General features: G+C 58.4%; 23 protein-coding genes. 22 read left to right on the plus strand and 1 reads right to left on the minus strand.

What is annotated here, in order from left to right; all coding sequences use genetic code 11:
* Positions 1–68 precede the first annotated feature (68 nt).
* The 18 genes from fabD (at position 69) to FCN80_RS04510 (ending at position 16532) form a co-directional block, all read left to right on the plus strand.
* A complete protein-coding gene (fabD, locus tag FCN80_RS04425; protein ID WP_136988693.1) occupies positions 69–998 on the plus strand; it encodes an ACP S-malonyltransferase in 930 nt (309 codons plus the stop codon).
* Positions 999–1012: 14 nt separating this feature from the next.
* Positions 1013–1747 (plus strand): 3-oxoacyl-ACP reductase FabG, encoded by a 735-nt coding sequence (fabG, locus tag FCN80_RS04430; RefSeq protein WP_136988694.1) that lies wholly within the window; start codon positions 1013–1015, stop codon positions 1745–1747.
* A 154-nt stretch (positions 1748–1901) separates the two neighbouring features.
* A complete protein-coding gene (gene acpP, locus FCN80_RS04435) occupies positions 1902–2138 on the plus strand; it encodes an acyl carrier protein (protein WP_136988695.1) in 237 nt (78 codons plus the stop codon).
* A 39-nt stretch (positions 2139–2177) separates the two neighbouring features.
* Positions 2178–3461, plus strand: a complete 1284-nt coding sequence (gene fabF, locus FCN80_RS04440; RefSeq protein ID WP_373880318.1) for a beta-ketoacyl-ACP synthase II — start codon at positions 2178–2180, stop codon at positions 3459–3461.
* A gap of 76 nt (positions 3462–3537) precedes the next feature.
* Positions 3538–4338, plus strand: coding sequence for an aminodeoxychorismate lyase (gene pabC, locus FCN80_RS04445; RefSeq protein ID WP_136988697.1), 801 nt, complete (start codon positions 3538–3540; stop codon positions 4336–4338).
* Positions 4339–4350: 12 nt separating this feature from the next.
* Positions 4351–5373 carry an endolytic transglycosylase MltG gene (gene mltG, locus FCN80_RS04450; RefSeq protein ID WP_136988698.1) on the plus strand — a complete coding sequence of 341 codons (1023 nt, stop codon included), beginning with the start codon at positions 4351–4353 and terminating at the stop codon, positions 5371–5373.
* Positions 5363–6007, plus strand: a complete 645-nt coding sequence (gene tmk, locus FCN80_RS04455) for a dTMP kinase (protein WP_136988699.1) — start codon at positions 5363–5365, stop codon at positions 6005–6007. The genes mltG and tmk overlap by 11 nt, the downstream gene beginning before the upstream one ends.
* Entirely contained in the window at positions 6004–7008 is a 1005-nt protein-coding gene (gene holB / locus FCN80_RS04460) for a DNA polymerase III subunit delta' (protein WP_136988700.1), read from the plus strand. Before tmk ends, holB begins: the two co-directional genes overlap by 4 nt.
* Positions 7009–7019: 11 nt before the next feature.
* Entirely contained in the window at positions 7020–7811 is a 792-nt protein-coding gene (locus tag FCN80_RS04465) for a metal-dependent hydrolase (RefSeq protein ID WP_136988701.1), read from the plus strand.
* Positions 7812–8310: 499 nt separating this feature from the next.
* Positions 8311–9747, plus strand: coding sequence for a PTS glucose transporter subunit IIBC (ptsG, locus tag FCN80_RS04470; RefSeq protein WP_136988702.1), 1437 nt, complete (start codon positions 8311–8313; stop codon positions 9745–9747).
* Between the two features lie 237 nt (positions 9748–9984).
* Positions 9985–10335, plus strand: a complete 351-nt coding sequence (gene hinT / locus FCN80_RS04475) for a purine nucleoside phosphoramidase (RefSeq protein ID WP_136988703.1) — start codon at positions 9985–9987, stop codon at positions 10333–10335.
* Between the two features lie 12 nt (positions 10336–10347).
* Entirely contained in the window at positions 10348–10743 is a 396-nt protein-coding gene (locus tag FCN80_RS04480) for a YcfL family putative periplasmic lipoprotein (protein WP_136988704.1), read from the plus strand.
* Between the two features lie 21 nt (positions 10744–10764).
* Positions 10765–11346, plus strand: coding sequence for a penicillin-binding protein activator LpoB (lpoB, locus tag FCN80_RS04485; protein WP_136988705.1), 582 nt, complete (start codon positions 10765–10767; stop codon positions 11344–11346).
* 10 nt (positions 11347–11356) lie between these two features.
* The gene (locus FCN80_RS04490; RefSeq protein ID WP_136988706.1) at positions 11357–12193 is read left to right on the plus strand and encodes a phosphotransferase; all 837 of its coding nucleotides are present in this window, start codon (positions 11357–11359) and stop codon (positions 12191–12193) included.
* A gap of 92 nt (positions 12194–12285) precedes the next feature.
* Positions 12286–13305, plus strand: a complete 1020-nt coding sequence (gene nagZ / locus FCN80_RS04495) for a beta-N-acetylhexosaminidase (protein WP_170975317.1) — start codon at positions 12286–12288, stop codon at positions 13303–13305.
* 184 nt (positions 13306–13489) lie between these two features.
* Entirely contained in the window at positions 13490–14032 is a 543-nt protein-coding gene (ycfP, locus tag FCN80_RS04500; protein ID WP_136988708.1) for an alpha/beta hydrolase YcfP, read from the plus strand.
* 355 nt (positions 14033–14387) lie between these two features.
* Positions 14388–15683 carry an NAD(P)/FAD-dependent oxidoreductase gene (locus FCN80_RS04505; RefSeq protein ID WP_306767837.1) on the plus strand — a complete coding sequence of 432 codons (1296 nt, stop codon included), beginning with the start codon at positions 14388–14390 and terminating at the stop codon, positions 15681–15683.
* Between the two features lie 303 nt (positions 15684–15986).
* Positions 15987–16532 carry a glycine zipper 2TM domain-containing protein gene (locus FCN80_RS04510; protein ID WP_136988710.1) on the plus strand — a complete coding sequence of 182 codons (546 nt, stop codon included), beginning with the start codon at positions 15987–15989 and terminating at the stop codon, positions 16530–16532.
* A gap of 164 nt (positions 16533–16696) precedes the next feature.
* Here the strand turns inward: FCN80_RS04510 and mfd are convergent, their stop codons facing one another.
* Positions 16697–20146: a transcription-repair coupling factor gene (gene mfd / locus FCN80_RS04515; RefSeq protein WP_136988711.1), complete on the minus strand. Its 3450-nt coding sequence runs from the start codon at positions 20144–20146 to the stop codon at positions 16697–16699.
* A 211-nt stretch (positions 20147–20357) separates the two neighbouring features.
* On the opposite strand from mfd, the gene lolC reads away from it, so the two are divergent.
* Genes lolC through cobB form a run of 4 tightly spaced genes read left to right on the plus strand, consistent with a single transcriptional unit; the run spans position 20358 to position 24361 of the window.
* The gene (gene lolC, locus FCN80_RS04520; RefSeq protein WP_136988712.1) at positions 20358–21560 is read left to right on the plus strand and encodes a lipoprotein-releasing ABC transporter permease subunit LolC; all 1203 of its coding nucleotides are present in this window, start codon (positions 20358–20360) and stop codon (positions 21558–21560) included.
* A complete protein-coding gene (lolD, locus tag FCN80_RS04525; protein WP_136988713.1) occupies positions 21553–22263 on the plus strand; it encodes a lipoprotein-releasing ABC transporter ATP-binding protein LolD in 711 nt (236 codons plus the stop codon). Before lolC ends, lolD begins: the two co-directional genes overlap by 8 nt.
* Complete coding sequence (lolE, locus tag FCN80_RS04530; protein ID WP_230492477.1) at positions 22260–23507, plus strand: lipoprotein-releasing ABC transporter permease subunit LolE; 1248 nt, start codon at positions 22260–22262, stop codon at positions 23505–23507. The genes lolD and lolE overlap by 4 nt, the downstream gene beginning before the upstream one ends.
* Positions 23508–23530: 23 nt before the next feature.
* A complete protein-coding gene (cobB, locus tag FCN80_RS04535; RefSeq protein ID WP_136988714.1) occupies positions 23531–24361 on the plus strand; it encodes a Sir2 family NAD+-dependent deacetylase in 831 nt (276 codons plus the stop codon).
* Positions 24362–24510 lie beyond the last annotated feature (149 nt).

Here is a 24510-nt window from a genome sequence, read left to right on the forward strand (position 1 = left end):
GCGGGGCGGGCAAACGCTGCCAACAAAGATGCAACGTGAAGTATGGCGAGTATAACAGGAATAATAATATGACTGTATTGGCAATGGTTTTTCCGGGGCAGGGATCGCAATCAGTCGGTATGCTGGCGGATCTGGCCGCGGCGTACCCTCTCGTCGAGGAAACCTTCGGCGAAGCTTCCGCCGCGCTGGGTTACGATTTATGGGCTTTGACGCAGCAAGGGCCGGCTGATGAGTTGAACAAAACCTGGCAAACCCAGCCGGCGCTGCTGGCCGCGTCGGTGGCGGTCTGGCGGGTATGGCGGCGTCAGGGCGGCCGGACGCCGGCTTGGCTGGCGGGTCATAGCCTGGGCGAATATTCAGCGCTGGTTTGTGCCGGCGTGCTGGATTTCGCCGAGGCGGCCAAACTGGTGGAACTGCGCGGCGAATTGATGCAGGAAGCGGTGCCTGCCGGCGTTGGCGCCATGTCGGCCATTATCGGCCTGGACAACGACGCCATCGCCAAGGCCTGCCGGGAAGCGGCCCAGGGGCAGGTGGTATCGCCGGTGAATTTCAACTCGCCGGGGCAGGTGGTTATCGCCGGCCATAAAGAAGCGGTGGAGCGCGCCGGGGCGGCGTGCAAGGCGGCCGGCGCGAAACGGGCGCTGCCGTTGCCGGTCAGCGTGCCTTCGCATTGCGCGCTGATGGAGCCCGCCGCCAGGAAGCTGGCGCAGGCGCTGGACAGCATCCGTTTCGCGGTTCCGGCGATACCGGTTATCAATAACGTCGACGTCAAAGCTGAAACGGAACCCGATGCGATCCGCGACGCGCTGGTCCGTCAGCTTTATCATCCGGTCCGTTGGACGGAAACCGTGCAATTCCTGGCGGAGCATGGCGCAAATACGCTGTTGGAAGTCGGTCCCGGCAAAGTTCTCACGGGGTTGACCAAACGCATAGTCGATACTTTAACCGGCGCGGCAGTCAATGACCCCGCCTCGCTGACGGCGGCGCTTGCCGATTGACAATGGGGAATACAATGAGTTTCGAAGGTAAAATCGCCCTGGTGACGGGGGCCAGCCGCGGAATCGGCCGCGCCATCGCTGACAAGCTGACGCAAGGCGGCGCCACGGTCATCGGTACCGCCACCAGCGAACAGGGCGCCGATGCCATTAGCGCTTATCTTGGGGAACGGGGCAAGGGGCTGCAACTGAATGTCTCCGATAGCGGGTCCATTGACCGGCTTTTGGAAAAAGTCCGCGCAGAATTTGGCGAAGTCGACATTTTGGTTAATAATGCCGGGATTACCCGGGATAATCTGCTCATGCGCATGAAAGATGAGGAATGGCAGGCTATCCTTGATACTAATCTGACCTCGGTGTTCCGTATGTCCAAAGCGGTCATGCGGGCGATGATGAAAAAGCGCTATGGCAGAATCATCACCATCGGTTCCGTTGTCGGGGCGATGGGCAATGCCGGACAAACGAATTACGCCGCCGCCAAGGCCGGACTGATCGGTTTTAGCAAATCCCTGGCGCGCGAAGTGGCCTCGCGCGGCATCACCGTCAATGTGGTGGCGCCGGGATTTATCGCGACGGACATGACCGAGGCGCTGACCGAGGAACACCGGGCGGACATTCTCTCCCGGATACCGGCCAACCGTCTCGGCGACCCCGGTGAAGTGGCCAGTGCTGTTGCTTTTTTCGCTTCCGACGAAGCGGCATACATTACCGGCGAAACGATACATGTCAATGGCGGCATGTATATGCTGTAAAAAGCACGAAAATCATTTGCGTTATTTGTGGTAAAAACCGCAAAATAGCATAAAATCGTGGTTTGACCAGCCGGGATTTAGTTGCATCTTTTTCAACATTTTATACACTACGAAAACCATCGCGAAAGCGAGTTTTGATAGGAAATTTAAGAGTATGAGCACTATCGAAGAAAGCGTTAAGGCAATCATCGCCGAGCAACTGGGTGTTAAGAAGGAAGAAGTGACCAACAACGCTTCCTTCGTTGATGACCTCGGCGCTGACTCCCTCGACACTGTTGAGCTGGTAATGGCGCTGGAAGAAGAATTCGACACTGAGATTCCGGACGAAGAAGCTGAGAAAATCACTACTGTTCAGGCAGCGATTGATTTTATTCAAGCCAGCCAACAGTAAGCGAACATCCCTAGGCGGTCACTCGACCGCCTAAGTTTTTTGTCCCACAGTCTCATATTTATCCCTCCGTGGAGGACAAGCGTGTCTAAGCGTCGAGTAGTTGTGACCGGACTCGGCATGTTGTCTCCTGTTGGCAATACCGTAGAATCTACGTGGAGCGCGCTCCTTGCCGGACAGAGTGGCATTGGCCCGATCGACCATTTTGATACTACTGCCTTTGCAACGCGATTTGCGGGCTTAGTAAAAGATTTTAACAGCGACGAATATCTCTCGCGCAAAGACGCGCGCAAGATGGATATTTTCATCCAGTATGGCATTGCCGCCGGGATACAGGCGCTGCGGGATTCCGGACTGGCCATTACCGAGGAAAACGCCGTGCGGGTCGGCGCCGCCATCGGCTCCGGTATTGGCGGACTGGGCCTAATTGAGGAAAACCACAGCGCGCTTATCAATGGCGGGCCGCGCAAAATCAGCCCCTTCTTCGTTCCCTCCACCATCGTCAATATGATTGCCGGCCATCTGTCCATCATGTGCGGATTGCGCGGCCCCAGTATTTGCGTCGCCACCGCCTGTACCACCGGCGTCCATAACATTGGCCATGCCGCGCGGATTATCGCCTATGGCGATGCGGACGCCATGTTGGCCGGCGGGGCGGAAAAAGGCAGCACGCCGCTGGGCATCGGCGGTTTCGGCGCCGCGCGCGCATTGTCGACCCGCAATGACGATCCCACGGCCGCCAGCCGTCCATGGGATCGGGATCGCGACGGCTTTGTGCTGGGGGACGGCGCCGGGGTTATGGTGTTGGAAGAATACGAGCATGCCAGGAAACGCGGCGCCAAAATATATGCGGAGCTGGTGGGTTTCGGCATGAGCAGCGATGCCTACCATATGACCGCGCCGCCGGAAAATGGCGCGGGCGCGGCGATGGCGATGGAAAACGCGCTGCGTGATGCGGGTATCGTTCCGGCCAGAATCGATTATATTAATGCGCATGGAACGTCGACGCCGGTAGGCGATAAAGCGGAAACCTTTGCCGTGAAAGCGGTGTTTAAAGAGTACGCCCGCCAGGTCATGATCAGCTCCACCAAGTCGATGACCGGCCACCTGCTGGGCGCGGCCGGCGCCATTGAAGCGATTTTCAGCGTTTTGGCCCTGCGCGATCAGGCTATTCCGCCCACCATCAATCTCGATAATCCCAGCGAGGATTGCGATTTGGATTACGTGCCTCATGAAGCCCGCCATGTTGCCGGTATGGAATACACATTGTGTAATTCCTTCGGTTTCGGCGGCACCAATGGTTCACTGGTGTTTCGCAGAATATAAACCCACAAAGTGCCGAATGGCCCGTTAAACGGGCCATTTTTTTGTCCCGTTTCCGGCCGGAGCAGACAGGTGGCATATGTATTGGATAAACGGACAACCCCGGCGTCATTTGTCGCTAACCGATCGCGCCATCCACTATGGCGACGGCTTCTTCACTACCGCCCGGATCCGCGACGGCGGTATCGATTTGCTGCCCTATCATCTCGACCGCCTGACGCAAGCCGGGGAGCGCCTGCTGTTTCCCGCCATCGACCGAGCGGAACTGGAGCGGGAAATGCGCATCGTCGCGGAACACGCCGGCGAAGGCGTACTCAAAGTCATCATCAGCCGGGGCGCCGGCGGTCGTGGCTACGGACGGGAAGGCGTTTCGGCACCGATACGCATTATGTCGCTCGGTGCCATGCCGGCGCATTATCCGTCATGGCGTGACAGGGGGGTTTGTCTTTGCCTCAGTCCGGTGAGGCTGGCTTGTAGTCCGCTGTTAGCCGGAATAAAGCATCTGAACCGGCTGGAGCAAGTGCTTGTCCGCGCGCATTTGTCGCAAACGGCGCAAGCCGATGACGCGGTGGTGCTGGATGCCCGGGGTTATGTGACGGAATGCAGCGCGGCCAATATTTTCTGGCGGCGCGGACGGGACGTCTACACGCCGACCTTGTCACAGGCTGGTGTAGCCGGGGTCATGCGGCGGCATATCATGGCAATGCTGGCCGATTCGGCTTTTACGTTGCGCCAGACGGATGCCTTGCCGGCAGTGTTGGCCGAAGCGGATGAGCTGGTGCTGTGCAACGCGTTAATGCCGGTATTACCCGCTAGCCGGTTTGCCGACCGTAGTTACACAGAGCGGACCTTGTTCGATTTTCTCAAACCGAATTGCTAACAGAGTTTGTGCATGAAAAAAAAGTTATCGCTTTTCATCGCCATTCCGGCGCTATTGATCGTTTTGGCGGCATATTGCCTGATACAGCTCAGGCACTTCGCCGCGGCGCCTTTGTCCATCAAGGAGGAAAAGATCTTCACCCTGCCTGCCGGCACCGGACGGGAAGGACTGATGGCCGCCCTGAGGCGACAGCATATCGTGCGGCATGCCGGCTGGCTGCCCTGGTTATGGCAATTGGAGCCGGGGCTGGCTAAGTTCAAGGCGGGCACTTACCGGTTCACGCCGGGCATGACGGTACGCCAGATGCTGGAGTTGCTGGTCAGCGGGCGCGAGGCGCAATTTGCCATCCGTTTCATTGAGGGGTCGACCCTGAAAGAGTGGCTGGCTATCCTGGCAAAAGCCCCTTATGTGAAACATACCCTGGCCGGTGTGCCGCCAGATGGTCTGGCGGCAAAATTAGGGCTGAATCCGACGCTGCCCCTTGAAGGGCGTTTTTATCCAGATACCTATCTCTATACGGCGCAGACCGCCGATACCGCGATATTGAAGCGGGCATGGCAGCGCATGGATAAGACGCTGGATAATGTCTGGCGAACCAAAGCGGACGGTTTGCCCTACAAGACGCCGGACGATTTGCTTATCATGGCGTCTATCATCGAAAAAGAAACCGGCGTACCCGATGAGCGGGCCAAGGTGGCGTCGGTGTTCGTCAATCGCCTGCGGCTCGGGATGCGCTTGCAAACGGATCCCACCGTCATTTATGGTATGGGCGATCGTTACAAAGGTGTTATCAGCCGTCAGGATCTCGACGAGGCGACGCCCTTCAATACCTACCAGATCCACGGACTGCCGCCGACACCCATCGCCATGCCTGGGCTGGCCTCTTTGGAGGCCGCCGCCCATCCGGAAAAAACGACCTATCTTTATTTTGTGGCCGATGGCAAGGGCCGGCATGTGTTCAGCAGCAATTTAGCGAGTCATAATAAAGCCGTACAGCTTTATCGCGAAAGTATTAAGGAAACCCATGGACAGTAAATTCGTCGTCGTCGAGGGGCTGGAAGGCGCCGGCAAAACCACCGTCATTCAAACTGTCGTCGAGACGTTGCGACGCCACGGCGTGCAGGAGATTGTCATGACCCGTGAGCCGGGCGGAACACCGCTTGGGGAAGCATTGCGCCGGCTAATCAAAGAGGGCGTCGAAGGGGATGAAGTGACCGACAAAGCTGAATTGCTGATGCTGTATGCGGCCCGGGTCCAGTTGGTGGAAAATGTGATCAAGCCGGCGCTGGCGCGCGGCGCTTGGGTGGTGGGCGATCGACATGATTTGTCGTCTCAAGCCTATCAGGGCGGCGGTCGCGGCATTGACGCGCAGGTGTTGGCCACGCTGCGCGATTTGGCCTTGGGCGCGTTTCGCCCCGACCTGACGCTTTATTTGGATTTGCCGCCGGCACAAGGTTTACAGCGCGCCAGCGCCCGAGGTGGCCTGGATCGCATTGAGCGGCAATCCCTGGCTTTTTTTGAGCGTACCCGACAACGTTACCTTGAGCTGGCGGGACAGGACCCCGCCATTATCACGGTAGATGCCGGGCAAAACCAGGAGCGGGTCGCGGCGGCGGTACGCGCCGAGCTGGCTCGCTGGCTCGCGCGGCAAGAGGCGCCACGGCCATGAATTGGTATCCCTGGCTGACTGCGCCTTATCGTCAGATTATCGATGGCTACCGCACGGGCCGGGGCCACCATGCCCTGCTACTGCATGCCCTGCCGGGCATCGGCGGGGAATCGCTGTGTTATGCCCTCAGCCGCTGGCTAATTTGCCTGCGGCCGGATGGGGGCAAAAGTTGCGGCCGATGCCGCAGTTGTCAGCTGATGTTGGCGGGCACTCATCCGGATTTTTACCGGCCGGAGCCGGAAAAAGGCCGGACCAGTCTCGGTGTGGACAGCATTCGCCAGGTGATCGATCCGCTTTATGAGCGCGCCCGCCAGGGCGGCGGCAAAGTGGTCTGGTTGGATGACTGCGAATCCTTGACCGAACAGGCGGCCAACGCGCTGTTGAAAACGCTGGAAGAGCCGCCGGAAGAGACGTTTTTTATTCTGGCCTGTCGGGAACCGGCCCGTCTGCTGCCCACGCTGCGCAGCCGTTGTCTGTATTACGCGTTGCCGACCCCGGAGGAATCCGTCGGATTACGTTGGTTGCGGCGGCAAGGCATAGATGATGTGGAACAGGCCCGCACGGCATTGCGCATTGCCAATGGCGCGCCCGTCGCCGCGCTGACGGTACTGCGGCCAGAACGTTGGGCGCAGCGGCAGGCGCTGTGCGACGCCGTGCGCCGTGCGCTGTCCGAACAGGATGCGCTGTCGCTGTTGCCGCTGCTCAATAAAGATAAAGATGATGCCCCCGTGTTCTGGTTGTTGGGGTTGTTTACCGATGCGCTGAAATGGCAACAGGGCGCCGGCGCATACGCCATCAACCAGGACCAATTACCGCTGGTGGCCGAACTGGCCGAGCGTCATACGGCGGCGGCCCTGCATCATCTGTTGCACCGGTGGCTGGATTGCCGGCGGCAATATCAAAGCGCGCCGGGCATCAACCGTGAACTATTGCTGACCCGACAATTGCTCGACTGGGAGGCGACGGCGGCGGGCGGACCACTTTCTCCCTGGACTTTGTAGAGGACGATAGGATGTTTTTAGTTGATTCCCACTGCCACCTCGATGGACTGGACTACGCTACGCTTCATCGGGATGTGGCCGATGTCGTGACGAAAGCCCGCGCGCGGGATGTCCGCATGATGCTGGCGGTGGCCACCACATTGTCCGGTTATCGCAAAATGATTGCGCTTATTGGCCCCCGGGCCGATGTGCTCGTTTCGTGCGGCGTCCATCCCCTGAATCTGGATGAACCCTATGACTTCGGCGAACTGCGCTGTCTGGCGGCAGACCCGCGGGTGGTGGCGCTGGGCGAAACGGGGCTGGACTATTATTACCAGCAGGACAACAAGGCTGAACAACAAACCTCCCTGCGCGAACATATTCGCATTGGCCGCGAGTTGGGCAAGCCGGTTATCATCCATACCCGCTCGGCGCGGGAGGATACATTATCCATCCTGCGCGAAGCGGGGGCCGACAGGTGCGGTGGCGTGCTGCATTGTTTCACCGAGGATATCGCCACGGCAAAAGCCCTGCTCGATCTGGGGTTTTATATTTCATTTTCCGGCATGATCACGTTTAAAAAAGCTGAGGCATTACGCGAGGCGGCGCGCTACGTCCCGCTGGATCGGCTGTTGGTGGAAACCGACTCGCCCTATCTGGCGCCCGTCCCTTACCGCGGCAAAGAAAACCAGCCGGCGTATGTACGCGATGTGGCCGATTATCTGGCGGCGCTCAAAGGCATTGACATAACGGAGCTGGCCTCGGCCACTACCGCCAATTTTGGCCGCCTGTTTGGCGTAGATCCCGCGCGCCTGGCCGACTAGAACACCCGTTTCCCCCCGCAAATCGCTGTGGCCGGGGCAGGGGGGGCGTGTTCCTCCCCGCCAATGCATTGGCCGGGCGCGGCATCGGTTGCGCATTCCATTGCCGGCGGGGGCCCTGTAAGCCACCAGGGGAAAAAAGCGTTTTTCGACTCGTATTCCCCGGCGTTTCGGGGTAATCTTGCGCCGCGCCCACGCACAGCGACCCTCGGCGACGCTCACGGGTATCTCTGCTTTCGGCCGGTTTGCAAATACGGAAACGTGATTGTCATCAAATTGATTTTCGTTGATTTATTTTACTCTCCGTAAAAAAGCAAACCTTCAGTTTCCTTATACCCAACGCATTCAAGTCGTCTTGCGGCAATGTGTCGGCGCACGCGGCCAACCATGAGACGACGGCAAAACAGGCGGGTGTAAAACCGATAAACAAAGGCCCCATGCGGTCTTTGCCCGCCGCCGGGCGGGAGAAAATAGCGGTATTGACTCAGGAGCATTTATCACTATGTTTACAAATGCATTTGCCAATCTACAGAAAGTAGGTAAATCGCTGATGCTGCCGGTGTCGGTATTGCCTATTGCCGGCCTGCTGATGGGCGTAGGATCGGCGGAGTTCTCCTGGATTCCCGGCGTTGTTTCCCATGTTATGGCGCAGGCCGGCGGTTCGGTGTTCGCCAATATGCCGTTGATATTCGCCATTGGCGTCGCGCTGGGCTTTACCAACAATGACGGCGTTTCAGCCCTGGCGGCGGTGGTGGCCTATGGCATCATGGTCGAAACCCTGTCGGTGGTGGCCCCGCTGGTGCTGCATCTGCCAGCCGACGAAGTCGCCACCAAGCATCTGGCGGACACCGGCGTGCTGGGCGGCATTTTGGCGGGGGCCATCGCCGCGTATATGTTCAACCGTTTTTACCGCATCCGGCTGCCGGAATACCTGGGTTTCTTCGCGGGCAAACGTTTCGTGCCGATCATTTCCGGTTTGGCCGCCATCGTGCTCGGCCTGGCGCTGTCCTTTATCTGGCCGCCCGTCGGCGCCGCCATTCAGGATTTTTCCCAGTGGGCGGCCTATCAGAATCCGGTGGTGGCTTTCGGTATTTATGGCGTCGTGGAACGCGCGCTGGTGCCGTTCGGTCTGCATCACATTTGGAACGTGCCTTTTCAAATGCAAGTGGGAGAGTATACCAACGCCGCCGGACAGGTATTTCACGGCGATATTCCCCGCTATATGGCGGGCGATCCCACGGCGGGCAAATTGTCCGGCGGGTATCTATTCAAAATGTATGGTCTGCCGGCGGCGGCTATCGCCATTTGGCATTCCGCCAGACCGGAAAATCGTGCCAAAGTGGGCGGCATTATGATTTCGGCGGCATTGACCGCTTTTCTGACCGGCATTACCGAACCTATCGAATTTTCTTTTCTTTTTGTCGCGCCAATCTTGTATGTGTTCCATGCCATACTGGCCGGGCTGGCTTTCCCGATTTGCATTTTGCTCGGCATGCGCGATGGCATCAGCTTCTCCCATGGCCTCATCGATTTTGTGGTGCTAAGCGGCAACAGTAGCCGGATATGGCTGTTCCCGTTGGTGGGCGCCGTCTACGCCATTATCTATTACACCCTGTTCCGGGTGATGATTGTCAAATTTGACTTAAAGACGCCAGGTCGGGAAACCGTCAGTACCCAACCGCTTTCCCGGATGGGTACCGAGATGGCCGGCGCATTGGTCAAGGCGTTCGGCGGTCGGGACAATATCATTAACCTGGACGCCTGTATCACCCGGTTACGTATCAATGTGGCGGACATTTCCAAAGTCGATCAGGCCGAACTCAGACTACTGGGCGCCGCCGGGGTGGTGGTGGCGGGTTCCGGCGTGCAGGCCATTTTCGGTACCCGTTCCGATAACCTGAAAACCGATATGGACGATTATCTGCGGCAGTATGCCTGAGGGGGCGTCCTCCTGCGCCGGCGGCTTTTTCGGGACCGGCGCAGGCTGGAAATCCGCGTGTTTCCCTGAGGTTTGGCTTATGTGTGATATTTTTGTCGGGAATCTATGCCAGCGCCGCCAGTAAACAGGCAATGTGAAGTATGACGCGTAGATTTAAATCCGTTCGAGGTTGAAACCGGGGGGGAATGTCGCTCATACTCCTTGCACGAACTGTTGTTTGCTACAAGGAATGATGTCATGGCAGAAGAAACTATTTTCAGCAAAATCATTCGCCGGGAAATTCCAGCCGATATCGTTTATCAAGACGAGCTGGTTACCGCGTTTCGCGATATTTCTCCCAAGGCGCCCAGCCATATCGTTATCGTGCCTAATATCCTGATCCCCACCGTCAATGATGTGACCGCCACCCATGAGGCCGCGTTGGGCCGCATGTTCACCGCCGCGGCGAAAATCGCCGAGCAGGAAGGCATCGCCGATGACGGTTTCCGCCTGATCGTCAATTGTAACCGCCACGGCGGCCAGGAAGTCTATCATCTCCATATGCATTTGTTGGGCGGACGGGCGTTAGGGCCGATTTTGGCGGGTTAACCGAGGAAACACATGCGCAACTGTCTGCGCCGCTCCATATGCCTTGCGGGGGTGCTCGCCTTTTGCCTGCCGTTGCTGGCCGGTTGCGGCGGCCATCCGATCCTGAACATCGATAACCGGCAATCCCTCGTGATGGACTCGTCGGTGGCGACGGCGGGCATCACCGCTGATCGTCCCGCCATCGGCGATGTCCAGGGACGCAAACGGGCCTATGCCGCCATCCGCAACGGCCAGTCCCATCCGGTAACGATCCATTACCGTTTTTATTGGTACGATCGGCAAGGTCTGGATATCCTGCCGTTTCCCCCGGTGCAAACCTTGTCGATTCCGGCCGGCGGGACGGTGACGGTCGAGTCCTTTACCGGCAACCTTAAGGCCCGGCGGGTCCGGCTCTACCTTTATCTATGAATCCTGCTAGAGTGAACCACAATGAAAAAGTTCCCCTTTGTTCTGCTCGCCGCCCTGGTTCTGGCCGGGTGCGTCACGCGCCCTCCAAAGCAGCAGCCTGCGCCCATCGAACCGGTACAGCCGCCCCCATCGCAACCGTCGGCGCCCCCTCCGGTATCACGGGTACCGACCCCGCCGAAGCTTGTCACCATCGACTGGCAATCCAGCGTCGCGCCGCTGGTGCAACAGATGCTCGCGACCCAGGGGATCGCGCCGGGTAGCGTATTACTCATTAATACCATAAAAAATAATACCAACGGCAGCCTACAGACCGCCAAAGCGACCGATGCGCTGTACAATGCCTTGGCGTCGAACGCCACGTTTAAGATTGTCAGCCAGGCGCAATTGACCTCGGCCAGGCAGGCGCTGGGATTGTCGGCGGAAGATAGTCTGGAATCGCGCGGCAAGGCGATGGGGTTGGCCCGGTACGTCAATGCCCAGTACGTTTTATACACTACCGCCGATGGCGACGCCAAACTGCCGGAGTTGGATATGCAATTGATGCTGGTGCAAACCGGCGAGATCATCTGGTCGGGAAAGGGAGCGACGCAGGATCAGCAATAATCCCGAATTGATGGCGGCGCTGTCCCGGTTGTCGCCCGCCCCTATTCTGGCCGATTGCCGCGTGGAACCGATAAACGGTCTGACCGGGCAAAGCTTTCGCATACGCACGGGCGGCGGCGACTGGCTGGCCCGCGCCGTTTCAGCCGAAAAAACCTTGTTGGGGGCGGATGGCCGCCGCGAATACCGTATTCTCCGCCATGTGTCCTCCAGCGGGTTGGCGCCGCGTCCGGCGTTATTGACCCCCCGCTGGTCGCTGGTGGAATGGGTGGCCGGCGATACTCCCACCGCCGAACAATGGCGGCGGGTTTGGACGGACGGGGCGCTGGCCCGGCGGCTGCGGCAGTTGCACCGTTTGCCGCGCAGCGGTTATCCTCTGGCGCTGCAGGCCCGTTTTGTCCGCTACTGGCAGGCCACCGACCCGGCCAGACACAATCCGGCCTGGTTGCGGCTGCATCGCCGTTTGCTGCATTGCCGCACGCCGGCGTCCCTGCAAATGGCACTTCTGCACATGGATTTGCATGCCGCCAATGTGGTACAACCCCTTGACGGCGCGTTGTGTTTTATCGATTGGGAATATGCCAGTGACGGTGACATCGCGCTGGAACTGGCGGCGCTGTTTAGCGGCAACGCCGTCGATGAGTCCGGGCAGGCCGCGTTTCTGGCCGCTTATCTTGGCGGGTCCGGCGGTTATCCGCTGGCGGTGTTGCAACGACACATCGCCGCCTGGCGGCCCTGGGCCGACTATTTGATGCTGCTATGGCATGAAGCGCGCTGGCGGCAAACCGGTTGCGAAACCTACCTGATACAAGGAATGCCTTTTCGCCGGGCGCTGGCTTTGCCGGGTTGAGGCGGCACGGCTCTTTGGGCGGGGGAAAGATATAGCCTATACTCGTCATGCGAGCTATCGCGTCTAAACATGGAATACGATTTGAGGTGGCCGTGGGCCCGTTGATGTTGGATGTCGCCAGCTATGAGCTGGATAATGAAGAACGTGAAATATTGCAGCATCCGTTAGTGGGCGGCCTGATCCTTTTTAGCCGGAATTACGCTGACCCGCAACAGCTGGCGGCGCTCGTCAAGGATATCCGGCGCGTTTCTCGGCAACGCCTGGTGGTGGCGGTCGATCAGGAAGGCGGCCGGGTGCAGCGGTTTCAAGAGGGGTTTACCCGTTTGCCGGCCGCCCAGGCCTACGCGGCCCTGCGTGAAATGCCCGAGGCGCTGCGATTGACGCGCGAGGCCGGCTGGCTGATGGCCGCGGAAATGATCGCCATGGATATCGATATCAGTTTTGCACCGGTCTTGGATATCGGCCACGGGTGCGCCGCCATCGGTGAACGGGCGTTCCATCATCGGCCGGACGAGGCGATCGTTCTGGCGGAAAGTTTTATCGCGGGCATGCATGAAGCCGGTATGCGGGCCACCGGTAAACATTTTCCGGGACATGGCGCCGTAACGGCCGATTCCCATAAGGAAACCCCGGCGGATGATCGGCCGTTGGCGCAGATCTGCGCCGAAGACATGCGGGTATTCGCCGAGTTGATCCGTCGTGGCGCCCTGCACGCCGTGATGCCGGCCCATGTCGTTTACACCCGGGCGGATCCCAATCCGGCCAGCGGTTCCCCCTTTTGGTTAAAAACGGTGTTGCGGCAGGAATTGGGATTTAAAGGCATCGTTTTTTCCGATGATCTGTCCATGGCGGGCGCGGCGGTACTGGGTGGCTACGACGAGCGGGCCCGGGCGGCTTTGGCCGCCGGTTGCGATATGATTCTGGTTTGCAACAACCGTGTCGGCGCGGTATCGGTGCTGGATAACCTGTCGCCGATCAATGTTGAAGGCCTGGGGGCGTTATACCATCACGGAATCTGTTCTCGAAACGCCTTGACGGGCTCGGTCAGATGGCGGCAAGCCCATAGGCAGCTCGGCTTGCTGTCGCAGCTTTGGGCCGAGCAGCGGCAGTGATGGCGGGATCCCGTGGCCGATAAGCAAGGCCCGGCGGGGTCCCTATTGCCCCGGTCGGCAAGCGCCTTCGCTTACAAAGTGCGGGCCGCCGGGGGGTAGGGGTCGGCAAGGGCGGATGTCGTGGCCGCAACAGGAGAGACATCGGGTAAATCAGCGACCGGACTGTATTGAGAAGAGGGTTGAGATGATCATCTATTTGCACGGTTTTGATTCAACGAGTCCCGGCAATCATGAAAAGGTGCTGCAATTGCAGTTTATCGATAGCGATGTTCGACTGATCAGTTACAGTACCCGCCACCCGCGGCATGATATGCAGCATCTGCTTAAAGAAGTCGATAAGATGCAGCAATTGACCGACGACGAGCGTCCTCTTATTTGCGGCGTGGGACTGGGAGGGTTCTGGGCGGAGCGTATCGGCTTTTTGTGCGATATCCGCCAGGTTATCTTCAACCCCAATCTGTTTCCCGAGGAAAACATGCCCGGCAAAATCGACAGGCCGGAAGAGTATCTGGACATCGCCACCAAGTGCGTGGAGAATTTTCGTGAAAAAAACCGCGATCGCTGTCTGACGGTGTTATCAAGACATGACGAGGCCCTCAATAGCCAGCGCAGCGCCGATGTGCTCAAGCCTTATTACGAGATTATCTGGGACGAGGAACAAACCCACAAGTTCAAGAGTATCTCGCCGCATCTGGCGCGCATCCAGGCGTTTAAAGCGTTGGGCTAGCTGGCGATCGCCGAACAGGCGTCGATGGCGTTCTCTCAAGCGGCGTCTTATGCAAGATGCCGAGGGTTCTTTTTGTCCATTGGCGAAGCTTTATCTTGCGTGATCCCTCCGTTAGCGTAACATCAGCCGCTTATCCCGCTTATCCCGCTTATCCCGCTTATCCCGCTTGCCGACGCGATGCAACTCAAAAAAGTTTGAGTATGAATTGATATATATCAATTTTGGTATGACCAAATGACCTGACGTGTTAATCTTGCCTTTAGGAAAATCAAAGTAACGTAACCATGTGTAATATAAGGATATTCATTATCTTTACTTAACGTTTGGTTTACATTTGGAGGTTGATTTGTCTTCAATGCTGAAAAAAATCATCATCATCGGCGGCGGCGCCGGCGGTCTGGAGTTGGCAACCCGGCTGGGCAACCGGCTTGGCCGTAAGGGCCGGGCGGAAATCACCCTGGTGGATCGTAACCACAGCCATCTATGGAAACCGCTATTGCATGAGGTGGCGACCGGTTCGCTGGATGAAGGCGTCGACGCCATCAGTTACCTGGCCCATGCCCATAACCACCATTTCCATTTTCAACTGGGTACGCTAAGCGATATCGATCGCGAAAGGAAAACCTGCCGGCTGGACGAGATCCGTGACAGTGCCGGCGAACTGCTGGTTCCGGTACGTTATTTGGACTATGACATTCTGGTCGTGGCCCTGGGCAGCGTTTCCAATGATTTCGGCACTCCCGGCGTTAAGGAACATTGCATATTTCTGGATAATCCGGCGCAAGCGCAGCATTTCCATAATAAAATGCTCAACCGGTTTTTGCGTTTCTCAAGCCAGTCCAGTGTTAACGAGCGTGTCAATATCGCCATTGTCGGCGGCGGCGCGACCGGCGTCGAACTGTCGGCGGAATTGCACAATGCCGTCCAGGAACTGCATGGCTACGGTTTTGAAAAAATCGACAATCAGGCGTTGAATGTGACGCTGATTGAGGCTGGAGAACGTATCTTGCCGGCTTTGCCGACGCGGATTTCTTCCGCCGCGCACCAGGAATTGACGAAAATGGGCGTAAGGGTGTTGACCGGCACCACAATCACCCGCGCCGAGCCCGATGGACTGACCACCAAGGACGGCGAACGGATCCCGGCGGAACTGATGGTCTGGGCGGCCGGTATCAAGGCGCCGGACTTTATGCGGGATATCGCCGGTTTGGAGACCAATCGCGCCAACCAACTGGCGGTGAAAGCGACATTGCAAACCACGCGGGATCCGTTTATTTTCGCCATCGGCGATTGCGCCTCCTGTCCACAGGAAAATGGCCGGCCCGTTCCGCCGCGCGCCCAGGCGGCCCATCAAATGGCGACCCTGGCATATGGCAATATCTTGGCGATTCTGCAAACAAAGCCGCTGAAGCGCTACGTTTACCGCGATCATGGCTCTCTGGTTTCCCTTTCACGGTTTAGCACCGTCGGCAGCCTGATGGGCAATTTGATGCGCGGCTCCATGATGATCGAAGGACGCATTGCCCGGGCGGTGTACATCTCCTTGTACCGCATGCACCAAATCGCCCTGCACGGCATGGTCAAAACCGGATTGATGATGCTGGTCGGCCGTATCAACCGGGTTATTCGACCGCATCTTAAACTGCACTGATGCCATTTGCCGGCCGGAAATCAGCTGGCGTCAGCATAAAATAGCCATCAGGGACGGAAATCGATTCAGAATTCTCTCAAAATTACTGTTACCGCGATGTTAAACGCCATTTTTAGCCGTTCGTCTGATTGCCGATATTGACATGACCGGGCAGACTCCACCTTACCGGGGCGTAAAGCGCGCGCCAGCCGTCCCGGCCCGGAACGGCAGTTTGGCGCCGCTCGCGGCGTCTCGTCCGGGGACGACCGGGGCCATGCCTCTGTTATCGGAGCGGTGCGCGCATTGATTCAAGGAGAACTTGCCATGAATAAATCGTTGTTAGCCGGCGTCGGCATAGGTATTGTGGCGGCTTCAGGTGTTGCGGCGGTCGCCGGGCTGGATGTTTTTACCTCCGGTCCCAAGTATGCGCAAGTCGTAACGGCCACGCCTATCAATGAAACCGTCAAAACCCCCCGCCAGCAGTGCCGTACCATCACGGTTACCCATCGCCGGCCGGTGCAGGACGAAAACAAAATCGCCGGTTCCCTGATAGGCGCCGTGGCGGGCGGGGTATTGGGCCATCAGTTCGGCGGCGGGCACGGTAGGGATGTGGCGACGGTCGCCGGCGCCCTGGCGGGCGGTTACACGGGTAATCAACTCCAGGGCCGCATGCAGGATAATGACACCTACACCACCAATCAGCAGCGCTGCGAAACGGTATACGATAAGTCGCAAAAACTGCTTGGCTATGACGTCACTTATAAAATCGGCGATGAGCAGGGTAAAATCCGCATGGATCACGATCCCGGCGCCAAGATCCCGCTGGACAGCCAAGGGCGCCTGGATCTGAACAAACAGACCGGCGCCTGATGCGCGCCACACCGCCTTTTCCGGGCCGCGGCCATGGACCCGCCGATTCAGCAGACAACGCTGGCCGGCGGGACCAGCGGACCCACCGGCGTTAGCCCACAGCGCCGGCGGCGAAACGGGCGAACGTCCGCCAACCGTAACGGCCGCGCCTCGGCGCGCTATCCTCAGGCCGGCAGGCAATGCCTGTGTAAGTCTTCCAGCAATTGGCGAATGGACTCAAGGCGGGCGGGCCGCTCGGACAACGGCTTGACGAATTTCAACCGAGTCGGCCCATCAAGGCGGTAGGTTCTGGGATCCTGCTGCAACAAGCCGATAAGATAGCCGGGATCCACGCGGTTTTTCTCGCTGAATTCCAGGAAGCCGCCTTTTTCATTGCCCTCAATGCGTTTGATGCCAAGTGTGCGGGCCAACTGCCGTAATACCGCGATATCCAGCAGATGCCGGGCCGGGTCGGGCAGTCGGCCGAAACGGTCGATAAGCTCCACTTTCAGTTCCTCGATTTCCCGCTCATCCCGAGCGCTGGCGATACGCTTATAAAACGACAGGCGCGTATTGACGTCCGGGATAAAATCTTCCGGCAGCAGGGCGGGCATGCGCAGCTCGACATCGGTTTGCTGGTTGGTCAGATCTTCCAGCGAAGGTTCCCGGCCGGCTTTCAGCGCATCCACCGCGCTTTCCAATAGTTCCATATACAGCGAAAACCCGACGGTTTCCATCTGGCCGCTTTGGTCTTCTCCAAGCAGTTCGCCGGCGCCGCGGATTTCCAGATCATGGGTCGCCAGGGCGAAACCGGCGCCCAAATCCTCCAGGGAGGCTATGGCCTCCAGCCGTTTGTGCGCATCCTGGCTCATGGCCTTGGGCGGCGGCGTCAGCAAATAGGCATAAGCCTGATGGTGGGAACGCCCGACCCGTCCGCGCAATTGATGCAACTGCGCCAGGCCGAAATGATCGGCCCGTTCGATAATAATGGTATTGGCATTGGCGATATCAATGCCGGTTTCGATAATGGTGGTGCAGACCAGCACATTGAAACGCTGGTGGTGGAAATCGTTCATCACCCGTTCCAGGTCCCGCTCGCGCATTTGGCCGTGACCAATGGCGATACGGGCCTCCGGCACCAAATCCTGTAGGCGGCGGGCGGCCTTTTCGATATTTTCCACATCATTATACAGATAATAGACCTGGCCGCCGCGCAACACTTCGCGCAGGATAGCCTCGCGTACCACCAGGCTATCGTATTCGCGGACAAAGGTCTTCACCGCCAAACGGCGAGCCGGCGGCGTGGCGATAATCGACAAATCGCGCATGCCGCTCATTGCCATATTCAAGGTACGCGGGATGGGCGTGGCGGTCAGGGTCAGGATATCCACGTCGGCGCGCATTGCCTTGATGCGCTCTTTGTGGCGCACGCCGAAACGGTGTTCCTCGTCCACGATGAGCAGGCCGAGATCGCGCCAGCGGATATCGTTTTGCAAGAGTTTATGCGTGCCTATCAGGATATCCACCTTGCCCTCGGCGGTGTCTTCCAGCACCTGGGCTTGATCTTTGGCGCTGCGAAACCGCGAAATCATCTCGATGCGCACCGGCCAATTGGCGAAGCGATCGCGGAAATTATCGAAATGCTGCTGCGCCAGCAGAGTCGTGGGTACCAGTACCGCCACCTGCTTGTGGTTTTCAATGGCCAGAAACGCGGCTCGCATCGCCACTTCGGTTTTGCCGAACCCCACATCGCCGCACACCAGGCGATCCATGGCCAGCGGTCGACACATGTCACCAAGCACGGCGTTGATGGCCTGAGCCTGATCGGGGGTGGGTTCGAAAGGAAAACCCTCGCAAAAGAGTTGGTAATTCTCGCGGTTGTGCCGAAAGGCGAAGCCTACTTTGGCCGCTCTCTGGGCATAGATATCCAGCAGTTCGGCCGCGACATCGCGTACCCGCTCCGCCGCTTTTTGGCGGGCGCGGGTCCAGGCATCGCCGCCAAGTTTGTGCAACGGCGCGTTTTCTTCCGTACCCCCGGCATAGCGGCTTATCAGATGCAGCGAGGAAACCGGCACATACAGTTTGTCATCGCCGGCATAATTCAAAATCAGGTATTCCGCCTTAATGCCGCCGGCTTCCAGGGTTGTCATGCCGGCATAGCGACCCACGCCGTGTTCCAGATGCACCACCGGCTGGCCTGGGCGCAGTTCCGCCAGGTTGCGGATAAGCGTATCGGCATTGATGGTCCGACGGTTGTCCTGACGCCTGCGGCTGACCCGTTCCCCCAGCAGATCCCCTTCGCAGATAAGGGCAATGCCGTGGTAGTTATCGATAAAGCCGCGCTCGCTGGCGCCGATGATGAGATAGCTGCCGGCTTGTTCGGCCTTGTCAAGCCTGTCTATCAGGCGGGGGCCCAGTTTAATGCGGGCCAATAACTCCTGCAGCGTTTCCCGCCGGCCCTCGCTTTCCACTGAAAACACGATCCGGCCGTCGAACTGCTCGCAAAACCGGCGCAATTTGTCCAGCGGCGCCTTGCTCTGGGCATCCACCGCCAGATCGGGCAGGACCTGGTAATCCAAATTGACATTCAGCGATTTGTCGGCCAGCGCCTCGCCGGTCATCTGAACCCGCGGCCAGGCTTTCAGCTCGCCAAACAGGTCATCGACCCGCAGCCACAGCGTTTCCGGCGCCATTAGCGGCCGCATCGGGTCGACGCCGCGGCTTTCATAACGTTGGCAGATGTCCTGCCAGAACCGCTGGGCGCCGGTGTCCAGGTCGCCGGTATTGATAAGCAGGGTATTGGCCGGCAGATAACTAAACAGCGCCGGCAGCGGTTCGCTGAAAAATAGCGGCTGCCAGTACTCAATACCGGCCGGCAGCGTGCCTTTACTGACCTGCTGATAAATGTTTTCCGCGTCGCGCCGGACTTCGAATAACTCACGCCATTGGCTGCGAAACAGTTCAATGGCGGCCTTATCGGTGGGAAATTCATGGGCCGGCAGCAGATCTATTCGCGCAACTTCTTGCAGTGTTCGCTGACTGTCCACGTCAAAAATTCGCAGGCTATCTATCTCGTCGTCAAAAAAATCGATCCGGTAGGGCTCCTCGCTCCCCATGGGATACAAATCGAGCAGGGCGCCCCGGGTGGCGAATTCCCCATGCTCCAGCACCTGGTCAACGGCCCGGTAGCCGGCCTGTTCTAACTGCCCGCGCAGTCTGTCGCGCGATAGGCGCTGGCCCTTTTTCATCACCAGGGCATGGCCGTGGAGAAACGAATGGGGGCATACCCGTTGCATCAGTGTGTTGATCGGCAGGATAATGATCCCGCGTTCCATGCCCGGTAATTGATAGAGCGTGGATAACCGATCGGAAATAATTTCCTGATGCGGGGAAAAATTGTCGTAAGGCAGGGTTTCCCAGTCGGGCAGGGTAATGACCGGCTGACGGGTAAACTGGCGGATTTCGTCATGCAGACGCAGGGCGTTTTGCATATCGGGGGCGATGAGCATGACGGGACCGGCATAGCGTTCGGCAATGGCGGCGCACTCCACCGCGCAGGCGGCGCCGGTCAACTGGCCCAGTACTCGCCGCTCACCGGGGCGTGCGGGTAAGTTATAACGATAGTGTTCGGACATAAACAGTGGTCAGATCTCTTCTCTTGCGTTTGACGGCCTTTTCAGCACGGCCTGTGGCGAAGCGGTTGCGCGCCAGGCATGATGGCGTATGTTCGGCGACCAGACAAGAATAAAAGCCGGTTTCGGCGATGGTTAATGGTTCCCTTAAACGGCACGACACTTTATTATCCTTGATCACTTTGCTTTGGCAACCGCATCCAAACGGAATTCCATGTATCAACCTGTCGCATTATATATCGGCCTGCGCTACATGCGCGGACGGGCATCGGACCGATTCGGGCGTTTCGTCTCCTGGCTTTCCACCATCGGCATTACTCTCGGCGTCATGGCGCTGGTGACCGTGCTTTCGGTGATGAACGGTTTTGAGCGCGAACTGGAGAATAACATTCTCGGGGTTATGCCGCAGGCGCTGCTTACCACCCCTCAGGGTTCGCTGGATCCTAAACGTATTCCCGCCTCGGTGCCAGAAAGACTTTCCGGCGTAAGGCAAGTGGCCCCCTTGACCACTGGCGATGTGGTATTGCAAAGCGCCCGTAGCGTGGCGGTAGGCGTTATGTTGGGCGTCAACCCCGGCGATCCGGAGCCTCTGGCCCGTTATCTGTCCAATGTCGGCATGGATGCGCTGCAACCGGGTGGTTATCAAGTGATTTTGGGCGAGCAGCTCGCCAGCCAACTGGGCGTCAAACGCGGCGACCCGGTGCGCGTGATGGTGCCGGGCGCCAGCCAGTTCACGCCCATGGGCCGTATTCCCAGCCAACGGTTGTTTACCGTCGCCGGCACGTTCGCCGCCAACAGCGAGGTGGACGGATACGAATTGTTGGTTAACCAGCAAGACGCTTCCCGCCTGATGCGCTATCCGCTGGGCAATATCACCGGTTGGCGTTTGTGGCTGAACAAGCCGCTGGAGGTGGACACCGTCAGCCGGCAGCCATTACCGCCCGGCACGGAGTGGAAAGACTGGCGGGAGCGCCAGGGCGAGCTGTTTCAGGCGGTGCGCATGGAAAAAAACATGATGGGTTTGCTGCTGAGTCTTATTGTGGCGGTGGCGGCGTTCAATATCATCACGTCGCTGAGTTTGCTGGTGATGGAAAAACAAGGCGAGGTGGCGATTTTGCAAACGCTCGGCTTGACCCGCCGGCAGGTGATGCTGGTGTTTATGGTACAGGGGGCCGGGGCCGGCATTATCGGCGCGCTGCTGGGGACCGGCCTGGGCGTGCTGCTGGCCGGGCAGTTGAATAATTTGTTGCCGGTGATTGGCAGCTTTCTCGACGGCGCGGCCCTGCCGGTGGCAATCGATCCTTTGCAGGTCTCCGTTATCGCCGTGGCGGCGATGGCGGTGGCGCTGTTATCCACGCTGTATCCTTCCTGGCGCGCGGCCGCCGTTCATCCCGCTGAGGCTTTACGCTATGAATAATCATGAACTTTTATTGCAGTGTAACCAATTGAGCAAGCGTTACCAGGAAGGCCATCTGTTCACCGACGTCCTGCGCGACGTGACCTTTTCGCTGCGAACCGGCGAGATGATGGCGATAGTCGGCAGTTCCGGCTCAGGAAAAAGCACTTTGCTGCATTTGCTCGGCGGTCTGGATCAGCCCACCGCCGGCGAGGTGATTTTCGAGGGACGCCGGCTTGGCGACCTGTCGTCGCAAGCCCGGGCGGAAGTCCGCAACCGCCGTCTGGGGTTTATCTATCAGTTCCATCATTTACTGCCTGATTTTACCGCTCTGGAAAATGTCGCCATGCCGTTGCTGATAGGCGGCGTCCAGCCGCAACAGGCCAGCGAGGCGGCGCACGACATGTTGGCGTCGGTGGGCCTGGAAAAACGCGGCAGACACCGCCCCGCCGAATTGTCCGGCGGCGAGCGCCAGCGGGTGGCCATCGCCCGGGCGTTGGTGAACCATCCGGCGCTGGTACTGGCGGATGAACCCACCGGCAATCTGGATCAACGTACCGCCGACAGTATTTTTGAATTGCTGGGCGAGCTGAATATGCGTCAGGGGACGGCGTTTCTGGTGGTCACCCATGATTTGCATCTGGCGCGGCGGCTTAACCGGCAACTGGAAATGCGCGATGGGAAATTGTGGACGGACGGCGATTTACTGGGAGCGCAGGCATGATTGGCGTGCCGCTTTCATTGCAGATAGCGCTGCGTTTTAGCCGGGGGCGGCGGCGCGGCGGAATGGTGTCGCTGATTTCGGTTATCTCCACCATCGGTATCGCGCTGGGGGTGGCGGTATTGATTATCGGCCTGTCCGCCATGAACGGTTTCGAGCGCGAGCTGAATAACCGGATTCTGGCGGTGGTGCCTCACGGGGAGATCTCCCCGGTTAATCCGCCGTTTACCGACTGGCCGGCTATTCTGGCCCGGATTGAAAAAGTGCCGGGTATCGTGGCGGCGGCGCCTTACGTTAATTTCACCGGACTCATTGAGCGGGATGATAAACTCAAGGCCGTGGAAGTTCGAGGGGTGAATCCGCAACAGGAATCCCGCCTGAGCGCTTTGCCGAAATTTGTGCAAGATGGCGCCTGGGCGACCTTCGCCGCCGGCAAACACCAGGTTATCATTGGTCAGGGCGTGGCGCAGGCGCTGAATGTCAAACGGGGCGACTGGTTGACTATCATGATCCCCAATAGCGATCCGCAAAAGAAACTGCTGGAGCCTAAACGGATCCGTTTGCAGGTCAGCGGGATCCTGGCGCTTAGCGGCCAGCTTGACCATAGCTTCGCCATGGTGCCGCTGGCCGACGCGCAGTCTTACCTGGATATGGGCCAGGACATCGGCGGTATCGCCATCAAGGTGGACAATCCCTTTATCGCCAACAAGCTGGTGCGGGATGCCGGCGAGGTCACCCGCAGTTATGTTTATATCCGCAGTTGGATCGGCACCTACGGTTATATGTATCGCGATATCCAGATGATCCGGGCGATTATGTACCTGGCGATGGTACTGGTTATAGGCGTTGCCTGTTTCAACATTGTCTCCACACTGGTCATGGCGGTAAAAGATAAGAGCGAGGATATCGCCATCTTGCGCACCTTGGGGGCTAAAGACCGGCTGACCCGTGCTATTTTTATCTGGTACGGTTTGCTGGCGGGTCTGACCGGCAGCGTCAGCGGTGTGGTGGTCGGCGTGGCGGTGGCGTTGAATTTAACCGCGTTGATAAAGGGTATTGAACATGTGTTGGGCCACAAGTTGCTTTCCGGCGATATTTATTATATCGATTTTCTGCCCACCGAACTGCATTGGCTGGATGTGGCCGTGGTGCTCTGTACCGCGTTGCTGCTCAGTCTGCTGGCGAGCTGGTACCCGGCCCGGCGCGCCAGTCGCATCGATCCGGCGCGGGTACTCAGTGGTCAGTAGATTGGCATTAAGGAAGCAGCGGCATGCGTAAACATCGTCGATTAATCCGCTTTCGTAAAAATAAACGGATCAGGCAACAACGGTTGCGATCGGCTATTTTTCATCGGGATTTTATGGCGATCACCAAAATGAAAAAACCTTATGTTGTCGTTTTAACCGGGGCGGGGATCTCCGCTGAATCGGGTATCAGGACGTTCCGAGCCGCCGACGGTCTTTGGGAGGAGCATCGGGTGGAGGATGTGGCCACGCCGGAAGGTTTTCAGCGCGACCCGCAACTGGTGCAGGCATTTTACAATGCCCGTCGCCGGCAATTGCAACAACCGGGCGTCGAACCCAACGCCGCTCATCGCGCCTTGGCGGAACTGGAGCAGGCACTGGGCGATCATTTTCTGCTGGTGACGCAGAATATCGACAATTTGCATGAACGGGCCGGCAACCGGCGCATCATTCACATGCACGGCGAACTGCTCAAGGTGCGTTGCGTGCAAAGCGGCCAGATCATCGAGTGGACCGGCGACGTCACTGAAAACGATCGCTGCCATTGTTGCCAGTTTCCGGCGGTGTTGCGTCCGCATGTGGTCTGGTTCGGCGAAATGCCGCTGGGGATGGATGACATTTATGCGGCGCTGGCCCGCGCGGACTATTTCCTGGCAATCGGCACGTCCGGTCACGTCTATCCGGCCGCCGGTTTTGTCCACGAAGCGCGTTTGCACGGCGCCAGAACCGTGGAGCTGAATCTGGAGCCCAGTCAGGTGGAAAGCCAATTCGAGGAGCACTGTTACGGCCCGGCCAGCGAATGCGTTCCCGCTTATGTGACACGATTTCTCGAGGGGCTGGTGAAACAGCGGGGATAAAGGCCGTTGAATCCTTCGTGGCAGGGCGAGAGACATCAGGGGAGAATGTGGCGGCTTTTTTTCTTTGCCAAAACAGCGAAAAATGACCTGACACAATATTTGCCGAATCGACGCTACCCATAATAGATATCCGAGACCTGACAGGCGGA

The organism is Martelella alba (assembly GCF_005217455.1).
GTDB lineage: Bacteria > Pseudomonadota > Gammaproteobacteria > Enterobacterales > Enterobacteriaceae > Acerihabitans.

Excerpts from the sequence above, each read along its gene's own strand:
- fabD (WP_136988693.1), top strand. The coding sequence starts at position 69 with ATGACTGTATTGGCAATGGTTTTTCCGGGGCAGGGATCGCAATCAGTC.
- fabG (WP_136988694.1), top strand. The coding sequence starts at position 1,013 with ATGAGTTTCGAAGGTAAAATCGCCCTGGTGACGGGGGCCAGCCGCGGA.
- acpP (WP_136988695.1), top strand. The coding sequence starts at position 1,902 with ATGAGCACTATCGAAGAAAGCGTTAAGGCAATCATCGCCGAGCAACTG.
- pabC (WP_136988697.1), top strand. The coding sequence starts at position 3,538 with ATGTATTGGATAAACGGACAACCCCGGCGTCATTTGTCGCTAACCGAT.
- mltG (WP_136988698.1), top strand. The coding sequence starts at position 4,351 with ATGAAAAAAAAGTTATCGCTTTTCATCGCCATTCCGGCGCTATTGATC.
- tmk (WP_136988699.1), top strand. The coding sequence starts at position 5,363 with ATGGACAGTAAATTCGTCGTCGTCGAGGGGCTGGAAGGCGCCGGCAAA.
- holB (WP_136988700.1), top strand. The coding sequence starts at position 6,004 with ATGAATTGGTATCCCTGGCTGACTGCGCCTTATCGTCAGATTATCGAT.
- FCN80_RS04465 (WP_136988701.1), top strand. The coding sequence starts at position 7,020 with ATGTTTTTAGTTGATTCCCACTGCCACCTCGATGGACTGGACTACGCT.
- ptsG (WP_136988702.1), top strand. The coding sequence starts at position 8,311 with ATGTTTACAAATGCATTTGCCAATCTACAGAAAGTAGGTAAATCGCTG.
- hinT (WP_136988703.1), top strand. The coding sequence starts at position 9,985 with ATGGCAGAAGAAACTATTTTCAGCAAAATCATTCGCCGGGAAATTCCA.
- FCN80_RS04480 (WP_136988704.1), top strand. The coding sequence starts at position 10,348 with ATGCGCAACTGTCTGCGCCGCTCCATATGCCTTGCGGGGGTGCTCGCC.
- lpoB (WP_136988705.1), top strand. The coding sequence starts at position 10,765 with ATGAAAAAGTTCCCCTTTGTTCTGCTCGCCGCCCTGGTTCTGGCCGGG.
- FCN80_RS04490 (WP_136988706.1), top strand. The coding sequence starts at position 11,357 with ATGGCGGCGCTGTCCCGGTTGTCGCCCGCCCCTATTCTGGCCGATTGC.
- ycfP (WP_136988708.1), top strand. The coding sequence starts at position 13,490 with ATGATCATCTATTTGCACGGTTTTGATTCAACGAGTCCCGGCAATCAT.
- FCN80_RS04505 (WP_306767837.1), top strand. The coding sequence starts at position 14,388 with ATGCTGAAAAAAATCATCATCATCGGCGGCGGCGCCGGCGGTCTGGAG.
- FCN80_RS04510 (WP_136988710.1), top strand. The coding sequence starts at position 15,987 with ATGAATAAATCGTTGTTAGCCGGCGTCGGCATAGGTATTGTGGCGGCT.
- mfd (WP_136988711.1), bottom strand. The coding sequence starts at position 20,146 with ATGTCCGAACACTATCGTTATAACTTACCCGCACGCCCCGGTGAGCGG.
- lolC (WP_136988712.1), top strand. The coding sequence starts at position 20,358 with ATGTATCAACCTGTCGCATTATATATCGGCCTGCGCTACATGCGCGGA.
- lolD (WP_136988713.1), top strand. The coding sequence starts at position 21,553 with ATGAATAATCATGAACTTTTATTGCAGTGTAACCAATTGAGCAAGCGT.
- lolE (WP_230492477.1), top strand. The coding sequence starts at position 22,260 with ATGATTGGCGTGCCGCTTTCATTGCAGATAGCGCTGCGTTTTAGCCGG.
- cobB (WP_136988714.1), top strand. The coding sequence starts at position 23,531 with ATGCGTAAACATCGTCGATTAATCCGCTTTCGTAAAAATAAACGGATC.